The sequence below is a fragment of the Pseudomonas sp. PS02290 genome, assembly GCF_029960075.1.
GTDB lineage: Bacteria > Pseudomonadota > Gammaproteobacteria > Pseudomonadales > Pseudomonadaceae > Aquipseudomonas.
This window is the reverse complement of record NZ_JASCOY010000006.1, coordinates 1-14,574: the sequence shown is the minus strand read 5'-3', so window position 1 is coordinate 14,574 and position 14,574 is coordinate 1. Positions and strand designations below refer to the sequence as shown.

The 14,574-nt window shown below is 60.2% G+C and carries 14 protein-coding genes; 6 read left to right on the top strand and 8 right to left on the bottom strand.

What is annotated here, in order from left to right; all coding sequences use genetic code 11:
- The first annotated feature begins 161 nt into the window (after positions 1–161).
- From QMX88_RS05135 to QMX88_RS05125, 3 genes are all read left to right on the top strand, one after another.
- Positions 162–512 (top strand): BON domain-containing protein, encoded by a 351-nt coding sequence (locus tag QMX88_RS05135; RefSeq protein WP_074888508.1) that lies wholly within the window; start codon positions 162–164, stop codon positions 510–512.
- Between the two features lie 457 nt (positions 513–969).
- Positions 970–1,971, top strand: a complete 1,002-nt coding sequence (locus QMX88_RS05130) for a response regulator (protein WP_192173304.1) — start codon at positions 970–972, stop codon at positions 1,969–1,971.
- Between the two features lie 3 nt (positions 1,972–1,974).
- Positions 1,975–2,934 carry a sensor domain-containing diguanylate cyclase gene (locus tag QMX88_RS05125; protein WP_282366940.1) on the top strand — a complete coding sequence of 320 codons (960 nt, stop codon included), beginning with the start codon at positions 1,975–1,977 and terminating at the stop codon, positions 2,932–2,934.
- A 39-nt stretch (positions 2,935–2,973) separates the two neighbouring features.
- Here QMX88_RS05125 and QMX88_RS05120 read toward each other — a convergent pair whose 3' ends face one another.
- From QMX88_RS05120 to QMX88_RS05085, 8 genes are all read right to left on the bottom strand, one after another.
- On the bottom strand, positions 2,974–3,789 hold the full coding sequence (locus QMX88_RS05120) for an ABC transporter ATP-binding protein (RefSeq protein ID WP_282366938.1): 816 nt from the start codon (positions 3,787–3,789) through the stop codon (positions 2,974–2,976).
- Positions 3,790–3,854: 65 nt separating this feature from the next.
- The gene (locus tag QMX88_RS05115; RefSeq protein ID WP_282366936.1) at positions 3,855–4,643 is read right to left on the bottom strand and encodes an ABC transporter permease; all 789 of its coding nucleotides are present in this window, start codon (positions 4,641–4,643) and stop codon (positions 3,855–3,857) included.
- The gene (locus QMX88_RS05110; protein WP_282366934.1) at positions 4,640–5,548 is read right to left on the bottom strand and encodes an ABC transporter permease; all 909 of its coding nucleotides are present in this window, start codon (positions 5,546–5,548) and stop codon (positions 4,640–4,642) included. The genes QMX88_RS05115 and QMX88_RS05110 overlap by 4 nt, the downstream gene beginning before the upstream one ends.
- Positions 5,549–5,552: 4 nt before the next feature.
- On the bottom strand, positions 5,553–6,668 hold the full coding sequence (locus tag QMX88_RS05105) for an ABC transporter substrate-binding protein (protein ID WP_282366932.1): 1,116 nt from the start codon (positions 6,666–6,668) through the stop codon (positions 5,553–5,555).
- 34 nt (positions 6,669–6,702) lie between these two features.
- Positions 6,703–7,614, bottom strand: coding sequence for a TauD/TfdA dioxygenase family protein (locus tag QMX88_RS05100; RefSeq protein ID WP_282366930.1), 912 nt, complete (start codon positions 7,612–7,614; stop codon positions 6,703–6,705).
- A 165-nt stretch (positions 7,615–7,779) separates the two neighbouring features.
- Entirely contained in the window at positions 7,780–8,541 is a 762-nt protein-coding gene (locus QMX88_RS05095) for a hypothetical protein (protein ID WP_282366928.1), read from the bottom strand.
- 371 nt (positions 8,542–8,912) lie between these two features.
- Positions 8,913–9,800 (bottom strand): SMP-30/gluconolactonase/LRE family protein, encoded by an 888-nt coding sequence (locus tag QMX88_RS05090; protein ID WP_282366926.1) that lies wholly within the window; start codon positions 9,798–9,800, stop codon positions 8,913–8,915.
- A 66-nt stretch (positions 9,801–9,866) separates the two neighbouring features.
- Positions 9,867–10,691 (bottom strand): NAD-dependent epimerase/dehydratase family protein, encoded by an 825-nt coding sequence (locus QMX88_RS05085; RefSeq protein ID WP_282366924.1) that lies wholly within the window; start codon positions 10,689–10,691, stop codon positions 9,867–9,869.
- Positions 10,692–10,976: 285 nt separating this feature from the next.
- Here QMX88_RS05085 and QMX88_RS05080 point away from each other — a divergent pair, with 285 nt between their 5' ends.
- The 3 genes from QMX88_RS05080 (at position 10,977) to QMX88_RS05070 (ending at position 14,496) form a co-directional block, all read left to right on the top strand.
- Complete coding sequence (locus QMX88_RS05080) at positions 10,977–11,924, top strand: substrate-binding domain-containing protein (RefSeq protein ID WP_282366922.1); 948 nt, start codon at positions 10,977–10,979, stop codon at positions 11,922–11,924.
- 96 nt (positions 11,925–12,020) lie between these two features.
- On the top strand, positions 12,021–13,532 hold the full coding sequence (locus QMX88_RS05075; RefSeq protein WP_282366920.1) for a sugar ABC transporter ATP-binding protein: 1,512 nt from the start codon (positions 12,021–12,023) through the stop codon (positions 13,530–13,532).
- Positions 13,533–13,536: 4 nt separating this feature from the next.
- Positions 13,537–14,496 (top strand): ABC transporter permease, encoded by a 960-nt coding sequence (locus QMX88_RS05070; protein WP_336620214.1) that lies wholly within the window; start codon positions 13,537–13,539, stop codon positions 14,494–14,496.
- Positions 14,497–14,574 lie beyond the last annotated feature (78 nt).

Below are 14,574 nucleotides of genomic sequence, written 5' to 3'. Positions count from 1 at the left end.
GCGGGCAATCTGCACGACACCCGTGGATCCATGAAAACATAACTCATTGATTTATAACGAATATCCTTCAGGGCAAAGGTTGGCACACCGCTTGCGACATATAGGTAACCCTGCAGCCAATCAGATTGGCGCAGATTCTGAGAAAAACAGGAGTTACCCGTATGAAGAAGTTCGCTATTGCTGCTGCTACCGCCACTGCTCTGACTCTGACTATGGCCAACGTAGCCATGGCTCAGACCTCTGCTCAAGCTCCAATGACTGTAGCTGCCAACGAAGTCGCCAAAACCAAAGAAGCTACTTCTGACACTTGGATCACCACCAAGGTCAAATCTGATCTGCTGACCGAAAAAGGCATTCCAGGCTCCGACATCAAGGTTGAGACCAACAAAGGCGTGGTATCCCTGTCGTCGACTGTCGCTGTTACCGAAGCACAGAAAACCACCGCTGTTGCGATCACCAAGAAAATCAAAGGCGTGAAGGCTGTTTCGGCTGACGGCCTGAAAGCTGAGTAATTCCATTCGGTAGAGCCTTCGGAACAATTGTCTGACAGTGTGAAAGTCGTCAGCTGACTGATCCAGGTTCATGCGAAAGGCCGCAGCAATGCGGCCACCAAAAGCCCTGACGCCCGCGTCGGGGCTTTTTTATGCCCTGATTTCAGCCCATCCTCCTCGCTGTTTCACCAGCGCCAGAGCGTTTGACATATTCTCGCCACACCCGCTGGGTTACCCTTCTGCGCTTCTTGATATCCAAATGGAAGGATTTTTTCAATCCATCCGAAATGAATCGGATCAGCTGTGCACATTAATTGCATATCACGCAGCCCATTGTGGAACGGGTAGAGAATCTACCCACAGGTTTGACGCTTTGATGACGTGTCATCAGCTACAGTCTGGCATGACGCTTTGCTCACCCTTTGTCACGCTGCCTTACACCGGGCCAGGCCTGAAACTCTTTTGCTGTGAGAAGTAGATGCCCACGATTCCCTTGCTCATTTGCGACGACTCCAACATGGCGCGGAAGCAACTCATTAGGGCCCTGCCGCCCGAGTGGGATGTTTCAGTGACCACGGCAACCAATGGCCGTGAAGGGATCGAGGCGATTCGTCAGGGTCTGGGCCGCGTTGTGCTGCTGGATCTGACAATGCCGGACATGGACGGCTATCAGACATTGGCGGCCATCCGCGCGGAAAGCCTGCAGACCAGCGTCATTGTCGTCTCCGGCGACGTTCAGGAGGAGGCGGTGCGCCGTACCCTCGAACTGGGCGCACTGGCGTTCCTGAAAAAACCGGCCGATCCCGATCAGTTGCAGGAGACCCTCCAGCGGCTGGGCCTGTTGGGGGAGGGCGCCGATCAGTCGCTGGCTCCGGCATCCGGCCTCGATCAGGCGGAGATCAGTTTTAACGACGCATTCCGCGAGACCGTGAACGTCGCGATGGGCCGCGCGGCCGCTTTGCTGGCGCGGGTGTTGGGCGTATTCGTGCAACTGCCGGTGCCTAACGTCAACATGCTGGAAGTGGGCGAGTTGCACATGGCGCTGGCCGATGCCCAGGCCAACGACCGGCTCACGGCGGTGTGTCAGGGCTACATTGGTGGTGGCATAGCCGGCGAGGCGCTGTTGTTGTTCCATGATTCGGAAATCGCCGACATGGCGCAGTTGATGAAGATCGATGACGCCGACTATTCCGACATGGAAATGTTGCTGGACCTGTCCTCCATCCTGATCGGCGCCTGTCTGAGCGGTATTGCAGAGCAGCTCGACATCGCATTTTCCCAGGGCCATCCGCAAGTGCTGGGATTGCACAGCGGCATTGAAGAGCTGATCCGGCTCAACGAGCGGCGCTGGAAGAAGACCCTGGCTGTGGAGATCAGTTACAGCCTGGAGGGTCATAACATCCATTTCGATCTGTTGATGTTGTTCACCGAAGATTCGGTCGAGCTGCTGTCGCGGAAACTCGCCCACCTGATGAGCTGATTCATGAACGATCGTATCGATTTCAAGGAATTGCACTGGCTGCTCACCGTGACGCAGAGCATCGACGTCGGCGTGGTGGTGCTGGATCAGGAATACCGGGTGCAGGTCTGGAACACCTTCATGGAGAACCGTTCCGGGATCCTGTCCTACGAAGCGGCGACCCGTTCGTTCTTTTCGTTGTTCCCGGAGATCAACGAGCGCTGGCTGAAAAACAAGATCGACAGCGTGATTACCCTCGGCACCCCAGCGTTCACGATCTGGGAGCAGCGCCCTTTTCTGGTTCGCTTCAAGAGCTATCAGCCCATCACCGGGCAAGAAGACTTCATGTACCAGAACACCACGATGTTTCCGCTGCGGTCGACGACCGGCGTGGTGACCCATGTGTGTCTGGTGATTTACGACGTCACCGATGTGGCGACAAACCGTCTGCAGTTGCAGGCGGCCAACCGCGAGCTGCAGAAGCTATCGAGCACCGACCGCCTGACCAGCCTGTACAACCGCGGCCACTGGGAAGAAGCATTGCGTCTGGAGCATGCACGGCATGTGCGTTACGGCACCACGGCGGCACTGGTGATGTTCGACATCGACCACTTCAAACGCGTCAACGATACCTATGGGCATCAATGCGGCGACCGGGTGATTCAGCGGGTGGCGGACGTGGTGCGTGAGCACATCCGCGACGCTGACATCGCGGGTCGTTACGGCGGCGAAGAGTTCGCGGTGCTGCTGCCCGATACGGACAAGCAGGGCGGCGCCATGTTTGCCGAGCGTCTGCGCGCCGCCGTCGAGGCGCTGGACGTCATGCAGGAAGGCGAAGCCATTCATTGCACGATCAGCCTGGGCGTCGCTGACATGACCTCGCCCATGGACGACTACAAGATGCTCATCGAACGCGCGGACCAGGCGCTGTACGAGTCCAAGAAGAACGGGCGCAATCGTGTGTCGGTGGATGCGTCGGATTGAAGCACGGTTGACGTCTGCGTCGCAGGCCGTCTTCACCCGCTAGGACAACTCCGCGAAATCGCTGAGCACGTCATCCCGCAGCTCGATAAACCGCGCGTCGCTGCGATTGCGCGGGCGTGGCAGGTCCACGTCGACGATACGCCGGATGCGCCCCGGATGCGGTTGCATCACCACCACCCGATCACCGAGATAAACCGCTTCATCCACATCATGGGTGACGTGAACCATGGTGATCTTTTCCTGCTGCCAGATGTGCTGCAACTCACGCTGCAATCGCGTACGGGTCAGCGCATCCAGCGCGCCGAAGGGTTCGTCGAGCAACAGCACGCTGGGCCGATTGACCAGACCTCGGGCGATCGCCACCCGTTGCGCCATCCCGCCGGAAATCTGGTGTGGGTACGACCCTGTGAAATCCTGCAGACCCACCAACTGAATGTGTTCGCGCACGGTCTCATTTTTCTGCGCCGCACTCAGCGGCGCGTTTTTAAGGCCGACCGCGACGTTCTGCTCAACCGTGAGCCACGGGAAAAGCCGGTGATCCTGAAACACGATGCCGCGCTCCAGGCCCGGGCCCCTGATCGGCTTGTCGTCCAGCAGGATGCGGCCGTCAAATTCTTCGTCCAGGCCGAGGATCAGCCTCAGCAGGGTCGATTTGCCACAACCACTGGCGCCGACGATGGTGATGAACTCCCCCGGCGCGATGTCCAGCTGGACGTTATCCAGCACCTGCAGTTGGGTGTCGGCTCCTCTGCTGGCGAAGCGCTTGCTGATGTTTTCCAGACGCAGGCCATTGCCCTGCGATGGGGAGATGGCCCGGGCGACGGGCTGTGCGGTAAGCGGTTGAGTGGCGGACATGGGCTTTCCTTCAGAAATTCGGTTTAGCGAAGCGAGAGAGTCGATTGAGGCTGAACACGATGGCTTCAGCGCGGGGCGATGCCGTACAGCTGTTGCAGGCGTCGTTCAAGAAGGCGCGCCAGGACGTTAAGTCCCCAACCGACCAGCCCGATGACGATCATGCCGAACAGCACGAGGTCCATCATGAAGTGCTCGCTGCCATCGATCAGTGTGTTGCCGATGCCGCTGCCTGATACCAGCAGGTATTCCGCGCCGATGGTCGCCAGCCACGAATAGACCAGCGCCAGATAGATGCCGGTGAAGATCGAAGGCAGTGCTGCCGGCAGCATGACGCCGATGATGGTCTGCCATCGGGTGAAGCCGTAGACCTTCGCGACTTCCAGCAGCGCGGGGGAGACGCTGCGCAAGCCGTCGCACGTATTGACCACCACCGGCACCAGTGCGGCGAGTGACAGAAACACCACTTTGGCGACGTCGCCCAGCCCGAACCACACTGAGATCAGCGGGATCCAGGCGAACAACGAGATCTGTTTGAAGGTGTTGAAACTCGGGCCCACCAGGCGCTCGAACAGCCGTGAAAACCCCAGCAGACAACCGAGCACCAGGCCCAATGTGGTGCCGATGAAGAAGCCGCTCACGTCGCGCGCAAGACTGGCGGAAATCGCGCGCCAGAACTGCGCGGACGTCACTTGCTCCCAGGCGGTGACCGCAACCTTTTGCGGCGAGACCAACAAGCCGGAGCTGCTCCAGCCCTGACTCGACGCCAGCCACCACACGGCGACCGCCACGATCGGCACGACCCATCCTCGATAGCGGTGGGTCTGGCCGGCTTGCGGGATTGTCAGTGTGTTCATGCGAGTCTCCCGGTCTTGCTCGGGCGGCCTCGGTTGAGGCGCCGCTCGACGAACTCGAACCCGCGATCAATCAGCAGACCAATCGTGCCGACCACCACCACGGCGGCCATGACCAGATCCAGCTGGAACAACTGCCGACCGTAGGCAATCAGGTAGCCCAGCCCTTCGCTGGACGCCAACAGCTCAACCACCACCAGCGACAGCCAGGCCTTGGTGAAGCCCAGGCGCAGGCCGGTGAAGATCGGCGCAACGGCGGAGGGCAGGACGATATCGGTGACGATCTGGCGTTGGCTGAACCCGTACGCGCGGCCCACCTCCAGCAAGCGCTTGGGCACTTCATGGAAGGCTTGCAGCGTACACAGCGTCACCGGGACCAGCGCGGCGTGGGCAATCAGCACGTATTTCAGCGGCTCGCCGATGCCGAACAACAAGAGCGCAAACGGCATCCAGCCCAGTACCGGAATCTGCACCAGCGCGTTGAAGGTCGGCAGCAGGTAATCCTCCACGGTTTTCGACAAACCCATCGCCAGCCCCAGGGTTATGCCCAGCACCGAGCCCATCAGAAAGCCCACCAGCACGCGCTGCAGACTGGCGGAAGCGTTTAGCCACAAGTCGCCGCTGCTGACCAGATCGCCCAGCGTCTGGTAAACGAACGCGGGCGGCGGCAGCACTTGCTCCGACAACCAGCCGCGTTCAGTGCCGAGGTACCACAGCCCCAGCAGCGCGATGGGCAGCAGCCAGGCCAGCGCGACGTTGGCAGCGCGGGTTCGCCAGGCCGTGGCGGTTTTGACAACCGGGACGCGGCGAGGGGCACGCGACGGTGAACGGGGCAGGCGCTTGACCGGCGCCAGGGTTTTCGCCGGGAGGTGCTGCCGATCAAGGGCTTCAGCGGTGGCTCGGGCCATGGCGTCAGCCTCCGTTGTTGACGGGTTTGTCCGAAGACGCCGTCGCTGTGCTCGCGGCTTTGCCGTCTGCGCCGTAGGCGGTCCAGTAGTGCTCGAGGCCTTTGGCTTTCAGCGCGTTGTCCAGATAGCGGGTGTCGAACCAGCCGTCAACGCTCACTGGCCGACGGATCATTTTCTCGTCCTTGGCCTGATCGGCGACGGCTTGATAGCGGTCGCGCAGGAATTCATCCACCAGCGGTGACGCGCTGTCGCGCAAATCCAGTCGATTGAAGTCAGCCTGCAGCGAGGCCAGCGGTTCATTGGTCTTCGCCCACTCGTTGAGCACGGCGTCGCGGTTGCCGGCTTCGGATTCCCATCGCGCGGCATCGACCAGTACGTTGACGACTTTTTGCACGTTGTCGGCGTGCTGTTTTTCATAATCGCCACGAACCACCAGGGCGCACTGGCGCGTGTAGCGCACGTTGTTGTCAGGGTTGTCGAAGATGATGTCGACCAGCCCCTGATCGCGCAGCTTGAACAGCTCGCGACCGCCGAATGCGGCATCGACGCCTTTGGATGCTAGCGCGGCCTGGCTGCTGCCGCTGTCCAGATTGATCACTTTCAGGTCGCGCTCGGTCATGCCGTGATCGGCAAGCAATTTGATCGAAACCAGATGGCCGTTGGTACCACGGAACACCGCGACCTTCTTGCCCTTGAGGTCTTCGACGGTCTTGATGTCGGAGCCTTTCGGCACGGCCAGATACACATTCGAGCGCACGCCGATGGCCGCAAGCAATTTGGTGTCCAGGCCATTGGAACGGCCGACTACCGCAGGCAAGTCGCCTTCGTAAGCGAAGTCCAGTTGCTGATTAGACAGCGCCTCGTTGACGGCCGGCCCGGCGCCCTTGAAGAAGAACCACTGCACTTCGGTGTCGGTGCCGGCGAAGGCTTTTTCGAGGAGCTGCTGGTTGCGCACGATGCCTAACGGCGAGCCGCTGAACGTGACCGGATCACCGCCACCGGCGCTGGCTACGCCAATGCGCAGAACGTCGGCCTCGGCCAAGGGCATCATCAGCAGCGCCGCCAGTGCGGTAGCTACGCTTGTTTTGCTGAATAGAGATGTTCGCTTGGCGTTTGCCATGACGGTTCTTCCTTGGAAAGTGGGTGACGCTCAATCAGGCAGCCAGGTGTTTCTTGTCGGCTTCTGTTTTGGGCGAGAGGGTTTCGGGTGTGGGTTTGATGGCCTGACTGGCGCGTCCGTCGACGCCGACCGGAATGTCGCCCGCCACAGTGGTACGACGCACCACGCGCTCGGCCTGGCCGTAGTCGTTCACGGCAATGTGTTGGGTGGCGCGGTTGTCCCAGATCACCACGTCGCCTTCGTTCCAGCGCCAGCGCACGGTGTTGTCCAGATGGGTGATGCGATCGTGGAACAGGCGAATCAGCTGTTTCGAGTCGTTGCTGCTGACGCCCTGAATCTGTTTGACGAAGTGGCCGAGCAGCAGGCTGCGCTCGCCGGTTTCGGGGTGCACGCGCACCAGTGGGTGTTCGGTTTCATAGACTTCGGCGGTGAACTGTTCGCGGTAGCGTTTCACGCCCGCTTCGCCGGTGTCTCGGGGCGCCGCATAGTCATAGACATTGGTGTGCAGTGCGCGCAGGCCGTCGGCCAGGGTTTTCAGGCTGTCGGGAAGGTCAGCGTAGGCGGCTGCCGTGTTGGCCCATACCGTGTCGCCGCCGTAGGGCGGGATGACCACCCCGCGCAGGATCGAGATTTTCGGGTAGTTGGCGACGAAGGTGACGTCGGTGTGCCAGGAGTTGGCGCGAGTTTCCTTCGCGTCCAGGTGCAGGATGGCACTGCTTTTTTCAGCGGAACGTACGGTGGGGTGAGGGACCTGATCGCCGAAACGGCGGGAGAAGCCTTCGTGCTGCTCGTCGTTGAGAAACTGCTCACGGAAGAACAGCACCTTGTGCGTGAGCAGCGCCTGATTGATGAAATCAAAATCCTGCGCGGAGACATCGGCGGAGAGTTTGATGCCGCTCACCTCGGCACCGATTTTCCCCGCAACGGGTTTGATCTGAATCGCCATGTCCGTAACCTCGATCTGAGCTGTTGTGGCTCAGATCATAAGGATATAAATCGGCGGTCCGCTAATCACAATTTGGCATAAATATAGAAGGAGAGTTTATGCGTGAGGTTAATGTCATGGGCTGAAGGTCATAAGCCCAAGAGATTCCTGCGCCATTGGATCACCTCACATCTGCGGTGCATCCTCCTGCAAACCCTGACCTTTCCAGTTGCCAAGGGATCTCCGCAGTCGGCTGGCCAGCGAGCTGCTGCCGTGGACGTTGTGATAGTGAAACACCGCCGTGGCGCGCAGAGCGTCTTCGGCCACGGGCATATTGGTGTGCAGCGAGCGATAGCCCCAGAACAGGTACAGGTGGCCGGGTTGCATGGCGATGCGGGTGAACGCTTTTTCATCTCTGGTGACTTTGCTCCTGAGACGGCGCTGCACCCAGCCGTTGTCCACTCGCACCTTGTCCAGCAGGTTGGCGAAGTAGGTGCGGCGGATCGGCCGACGGTTCGGCAGCATCAGCAGGTCGCCGCGTTCTCCGCTGGTGGGCATGCAGACCGGCAGGATGGTGGTCAGCACAAACGAGTCGTAGTGGAAGATCAGCGATTCGCGACGACCGCCGCTACCGGTCAGGCAACGTAATGTCTGGGTCAAGCCATTTTCGCTGGAGCGATCACCGGTGACGCCCGCCACAATGCGCCGACATAAATCGATGAAATCCCGAGATGTACCCCATTCATGAAGCGGCGTCCCTTGCACGGCCTGTCGGCCCGAGAGTGCCACGTAATCGTTGCCGCAGTCGGCAACCGTGCGGGCGACCAGCGCTTGCAGTGCTTTGAGTTGGGAAGGGCTGGCCCAGCCGGGCAAGACAGCGTATCCGTCGCTGTCGATGGCCTTGATCAAGCTCTGGACCTGAGCTTCCGAAAAAGTGGTGTAGGGCATCTGGCGGCAACCTCATGACGTAGACCGAGGAACGGAGAAGCCCATCGGACCTACTGCTTGAGACGTGCCGTTTCAGCCGGGCGAGGCCGAAGCCTAGCAGCTAGCACAGGGTTATCCATGTGCACGGAAAGAATACTTCAAAATGTTTATTTTCGCGGGAAAAGCTCACTTTTTCGTCCATTTATGAAACAGATCGACGCAAGATCCCCTGACCAGAGGGGTGCTGCGTGTAACGCTATTGTGTCGCGAGATATGTCAGGGACACTTTGCGATCTTTAAACCACGTGGCGGGCCATCTGGATGGCAGTGCGTTTTACCCGCTCGACGATGTCCAGACCGGTTGAGCGGCAGAGCGGGGCCGAGTGTGTGGCTCAGCCCTTGAACAGGGGTTCTTCGAGGCCCTGGACGCCAGGGTGTAACGCGAACACGCCACCGGCCAGCGGCTGGTCGCTGATGTCGCCGCCGGGGCGTATCGAGGTGACGTAAAGGGTGTCCAGACCCGAACCGCCGAAGGCGCACATGGCGGGCTTTTTCACGGGCACCTTGAGCGAGCGATCCAGCTTGCCCTCGGGGGTGAAGCGATGGATCACGCCTTCATCGTTGCCGCAGATCCAGTAGCAGCCCTCGGCGTCGACTGCTGCGCCATCGGGGCGGCCGGCGTGGTGATTCATGTCGACGAACAGTCGGCGGTTGCGCGGCGTGCCGGTGTCGATGTCGTAATCGAAGGCCCAGATTTTCTGCACGGAAGGGTGGGAATCGGAGAGGTACATGATGCAGCCGTCCGGGCTGAACCCCAGGCCATTGGGCACGATCATGTCGGTAAGCTGCGCAGTCAGCGGCTCCGCCTGGCCGGCGCTGTAGCGATACAGCGAACCCACCGGCGACGCTTTTGCCATGTCCATGAACATGGTGCCGGCCCAGAAACGGCCCTGGCGATCGCAGCGACCGTCGTTGAAGCGCATGTTGTCGCTGGCGTGTTTCACGCCGCTGAGCAGTTGCGTGGTGACGGTACCATCGTCCTGAGGATGAAGGCGGAACAAGCCGCTTTCCATGCCGGCCAGCCAGCTGCCATCTTCGTAGCGAGCGATGCAGGCGAGCATTTCCGGTGCTTCCCAGTGCGTGGTGCGACCGTCTTGCGGGCTCCAGCGATGGAGGCGACGGGCCGGAATGTCGACCCAGTAGAGTGCCTGTTCCTGAGCGTTCCAGACTGGCGATTCACCCGTGGCGTTGCGTGCATCGAGAATCAGCTCTGCGTCCATGACGATCATTCCCGGATTTTTACTATGGAAGGCCGACCTCGCAGTCGGCCTGGTCGTCGTCGATCCTTACTCGTCGCCAAACGGCCCGGACTCCACGAACGCGCCGCCCTGATAAACCATGGTGGGGTCGTCGGACGCCGGCATCGGCTGCGCTTTGACCTTGGCGCGAAAGGGCTCGGAATTGTCTTTCGGCTGATAGCCCAGGTGATTGGCCAGGCGGTTATCCCACCAGACCTTGCTGTTGTCCGACGCGCCGTAAACGATCGTGTGGCCGACGTTCGGGGTGAACAGCCCGCGCTCGATCAGCTGGGTCAGGTCGTCGTAGCTCAACCAGCTGGAAAGCATGCGGCGGTTCTGCGCTTCAGGGAATGAGGAGCCGATGCGGATGCTGACGGTCTCGATGCCGTAGCGATCGAAATAGAAGCTGGCCATGTCTTCACCGTAGGATTTCGACAGGCCGTAGTAGCTGTCCGGGCGACGCACAGCGCTGGCGTCGATGACTTCATCCTGACGGTAGAAACCGATGACGTGGTTTGAGCTGGCGAAGATCACGCGCTTCACGCCATGCCGGCGCGCCGCTTCGTAGATGTGGAAGATGCCGCAGATGTTCGGGCCGAGGATTTCTTCGAAGGACCGCTCGACCGAGACGCCGCCAAAGTGAACGATGGCGTCAACGCCTTCGACCAACTGGTGAACCGCCTTTTTGTCGGCCAGGTCGCAGATATGGATTTCTTCGTGGGGGCCGGCGGCCGGTGCCATGTCGGCGATATCGGACAGGCGCAGGATCTTGGCAAATGGACGCAGGCTTTCGCGCAGGACTTTACCGAGGCCGCCAGCGGCGCCCGTCAGCAAAATGCGGTTGAGCGGGGCCTGGGCGTTGAATTCAGTCATCGTGGGAAGCCCTGATTCTGATGTTGTTTTTATGGTGTCATCGGTTGTCGTATGACGTTTGCAGGATTATCGACAGGGCCCGCAAATTTTGTCAACGCGACGAAGGTTTCAATCCCATGGGGTCGTCCTCGCCGGGCCAGTGCGGGGCACTCCCCGAACGGTACTCGTCACGGGCTTACCAACGGTCGCTGGCGGATATTGCGGACCCCTTGTTTCTCTGCTAATTTCGAAAATGTTAACGATGACATTTCCGCTTAAACAATAAAAACAACGGGATTTTTCGCTATGACAACTCGCCTCAAGAAGGGCTTTTCCGCCGCTCTCTGTTCCCTCGCTGTGGCTGTCGCCTGCGGCACCGCCATCAACGTTCAAGCCGCCGACGCCGCCAAGACCGGTCCGCTGAAAATCGGCGCTTCGTTTCAAGAGATCAACAACCCCTATTTCGTGACCATGAAGGACGCCCTTCAGGACGCCACTGCCAGCATCGGTGCAACGCTGCTGGTCACTGACGCGCGCCATGACGTGTCCAAGCAGATCAGCGACATCGAAGACATGCTGCAGAAGGGCATCGATATTCTGATCATCAACCCGACCGACTCGGTCGGTGTTCAGTCCGCCGTCAAACAGGCCCACGATAAAGGCGTGGTCGTGGTTGCCGTCGACGCTCAAGCCAATGGCCCGCTGGACTCGTTCGTCGGCTCGAAGAACTTCGACGCTGGCGTGCAGGCTTGCGGTTACCTGGCCAAGAACATCGGCGAGAAGGGCGACGTCGGAATTCTCGACGGCATCGCGGTGGTGCCGATTCTTGAGCGCGTGCGCGGCTGCAAGGAAGCCCTGGGCAAGTACAAAGACATCAAGATCGTCAGCATTCAGAACGGCAAGCAAGAGCGTGATCAAGCGCTGACCGTGACTGAAAACATGCTGCAGGCGCAGCCCAATCTCAAAGGCCTGTTCAGCGTCAACGACAACGGATCCCTTGGCGCCCTGGCGGCCATCGAATCCAGTGGCATGGACGTCAAGCTGACCAGCGTCGATGGCGCGCCCGAAGCCATCAAGGAAATCCAGAAGCCCAACAGCAAGTTCATCGCCACTTCCGCTCAGTACCCTCGCGACCAGGTACGTCTGGCCCTCGGGCTGGCGCTCGCCAAGACGTGGGGCTCACAAGTCCCGGCGACCATTCCGGTCGACATCCTGCTGGTGGATCAGGCCAAGGCCAAGACCTTCACCTGGTAAGGGGCGTGGCGCCGCTCGCCTGAGTCTTGTTTGCCCAGGCGGGCGCCACGGATTGATGTGAGTTGCGCAGCGATGTTCTGCTGCGACGAGGTGCACATGAGCTGCCTTCTGCAATTGGAAAACATCTGTAAAAGCTACCCCGGCGTGCAGGCGCTCAAGTCGATCAACCTGCAGGTCGAGCGCGGCGAAATTCACGCGCTGCTCGGCGAAAACGGCGCGGGCAAATCGACCCTGATGAAGATCCTCGCGGGCGTCGAACATCAGGACAAAGGCAGCATTCTCATTGATGGCGCGGAGCAGCATTTCGCGACCTACAACGAGGCCATTGCCGCCGGCATCGGCATTGTTTTTCAGGAGTTCAGCCTGATCCCCTATCTCAATGCCGTGGAGAATATTTTCCTCGGTCACGAGATCGTCAACGGTTTCGGCTTGCTGCGAAAAGGCGAGATGCGCGAGAAAGCCATCGCGCTGTTCGACCGCCTCGGCGTGAAGATCAATCTGGATTGTTCGGTGCAGCACTTGAGCGTCGCCGAGCAGCAGTTTGTCGAGATCGCCAAGGCCCTGGCCCTTGAAGCACGCTTGCTGATTCTCGACGAGCCTACCGCCACCCTGACGCCGTCCGAGGCCGAGCTGTTGTTCGACATCATGCGCGAACTGAAAAGCCAGGGCGTGGCGGTGATCTTCATCTCTCACCATCTGGAAGAGATTTTTCAGGTTTGCGATCGCATCAGCGTGCTGCGTGATGGCGCCAATGTCGGCGCCCTGACCGTCGCCAACAGCGACATCGACACGCTGGTGGAGATGATGGTGGGGCGGCGTCTGGAAGCGAGCTTTCCGCCCAAGCAGTCCCGCGCTCAAGGCGAAGTGGTGCTGCAAGTGCGTGATATCCAGCTCACCCGCAACGGCCCGCACAACAGTTTCAATCTGCACAAGGGCGAGATTCTCGGTTTTGCCGGGCTGGTGGGGTCCGGGCGCACGGAGCTGGCGCTGGGCGTGATCGGCGCGTTGCCGGTGGTCAGCAAGGATGTGCTGCTGCGGGGCCAGCCGGCGCACCTTAATGATCCGGCGCAAGCGCTGGCCAGTGGCATCGGCCTGTTGCCGGAGAGCCGCAAGAGCGAAGGGCTGATCGTGGATTTCAGCATTCGCGAGAACATTTCCCTGAACAATCTGGGCAAGTACGAAGGCGCGGCGCACCTGCTTGATCGGCACAAGGAAGACACCACCACCGCTCACCTGATGAAGCAGCTGTCGATCAAGGCGCCAAGTTGTGAAAGCCGGGTGATTAATCTCAGCGGCGGCAATCAGCAGAAGGTCGTGATCGCGCGCTGGATCAATCACCACTGCGACATCCTGATCTTCGACGAGCCGACCCGAGGCATCGACGTCGGCGCGAAGGCGGAGATCTACACCCTGATGCGCACACTCACCGAACAAGGCTTCGCGATCATCATGATCTCTTCGGAACTGCCGGAAATCATCGGTATGTGCGACCGCGTGGCCGTTTTCAACAAGGGCGCTATCGTCAACGTGCTGGAGGCTTCGGCCATCAATCCGCAGGAAGTGATGCGCCACGCCACCGGGAGTCTGAACAGTGAACACCTCCATTAAAACCATGACCGCTCAGCCCAACCGGATGCAGCTCAACTTCGCTCGATTGATCCGTTCGCCAGCGTTTTACCCCTTCGTCGGTCTGGTGGTGGTGACGGTCTTCATGATCTTCGCCAGCGACAAGTTTCTCACCGGCGCGAACCTGGAAAACATCGCCCGCCAGGTGTCGATCAACGCAATCATCGCGGTCGGCATGACCTGCGTGATCCTCACCGGCGGCATCGATTTGTCGGTGGGTCCGGTGATGGCCTTGTCCGGCACGCTGACCACCGGCCTGATGGTCGCAGGCGTGCCGGCGCCGATCGCTATCCTTGTCGGTTTGCTGATTGGCGTGGGCTTCGGTGTGGGCAACGGCATCTTCGTCGCGTACCTGAAAATGCCGCCGATCATCGTGACGCTGGCGACCATGGGCATCGCTCGCGGGCTGGGCCTGATGTACACCGACGGCTACCCGATTGCGGGCATGCCGGACTGGTTCGCCTGGTTCGGACGCGGCACGCTGTTCGGCATTCAGGTGCCGATTCTGATCATGCTGGCGACATACTTTTTCGCCTGGGTGCTGCTGCAACACACCCGTGTCGGTCGCTACGTTTATGCCATCGGCGGTAATGAAGAAGCCGTGCGTCTGTCCGGCGTGCGCGCCTCTCGGTTCAAGCTGCTGGTGTATTCGATCAGCGGGCTGACGGCGGCGATTGCCGGGCTGGTGTTGTCGTCGCGGCTGATGAGCGGGCAACCGAACGCTGGCGTCGGTTTCGAGCTGGACGCCATCGCGGCCGTAGTGCTGGGCGGCGCGTCGATTGCCGGCGGGCGCGGCGTGATCATCGGCACGCTGGTGGGCGCGATGCTGTTGGGCGTGCTGAACAACGGCCTGAATATGCTGGGCGTCTCGCCGTATGTGCAAAGCGTGATCAAGGGCGGAATCATTTTGCTGGCGATCTTCATCAGTCGGCAGCGGCATAAATAATTTTGGTGGTGACTGATTTGGCCTCATCGCGAGCAAGCTCACTCCTACAGGGCGATGCGGTCATTGTAGGAGTGAGCT

Bases quoted from the DNA above. Each gene is read 5' to 3' on its own strand.
- QMX88_RS05135 (WP_074888508.1), top strand. From the start codon at position 162: ATGAAGAAGTTCGCTATTGCTGCTGCTACCGCCACTGCTCTGACTCTG.
- QMX88_RS05130 (WP_192173304.1), top strand. From the start codon at position 970: ATGCCCACGATTCCCTTGCTCATTTGCGACGACTCCAACATGGCGCGG.
- QMX88_RS05125 (WP_282366940.1), top strand. From the start codon at position 1,975: ATGAACGATCGTATCGATTTCAAGGAATTGCACTGGCTGCTCACCGTG.
- QMX88_RS05120 (WP_282366938.1), bottom strand. From the start codon at position 3,789: ATGTCCGCCACTCAACCGCTTACCGCACAGCCCGTCGCCCGGGCCATC.
- QMX88_RS05115 (WP_282366936.1), bottom strand. From the start codon at position 4,643: ATGAACACACTGACAATCCCGCAAGCCGGCCAGACCCACCGCTATCGA.
- QMX88_RS05110 (WP_282366934.1), bottom strand. From the start codon at position 5,548: ATGGCCCGAGCCACCGCTGAAGCCCTTGATCGGCAGCACCTCCCGGCG.
- QMX88_RS05105 (WP_282366932.1), bottom strand. From the start codon at position 6,668: ATGGCAAACGCCAAGCGAACATCTCTATTCAGCAAAACAAGCGTAGCT.
- QMX88_RS05100 (WP_282366930.1), bottom strand. From the start codon at position 7,614: ATGGCGATTCAGATCAAACCCGTTGCGGGGAAAATCGGTGCCGAGGTG.
- QMX88_RS05095 (WP_282366928.1), bottom strand. From the start codon at position 8,541: ATGCCCTACACCACTTTTTCGGAAGCTCAGGTCCAGAGCTTGATCAAG.
- QMX88_RS05090 (WP_282366926.1), bottom strand. From the start codon at position 9,800: ATGGACGCAGAGCTGATTCTCGATGCACGCAACGCCACGGGTGAATCG.
- QMX88_RS05085 (WP_282366924.1), bottom strand. From the start codon at position 10,691: ATGACTGAATTCAACGCCCAGGCCCCGCTCAACCGCATTTTGCTGACG.
- QMX88_RS05080 (WP_282366922.1), top strand. From the start codon at position 10,977: ATGACAACTCGCCTCAAGAAGGGCTTTTCCGCCGCTCTCTGTTCCCTC.
- QMX88_RS05075 (WP_282366920.1), top strand. From the start codon at position 12,021: ATGAGCTGCCTTCTGCAATTGGAAAACATCTGTAAAAGCTACCCCGGC.
- QMX88_RS05070 (WP_336620214.1), top strand. From the start codon at position 13,537: ATGACCGCTCAGCCCAACCGGATGCAGCTCAACTTCGCTCGATTGATC.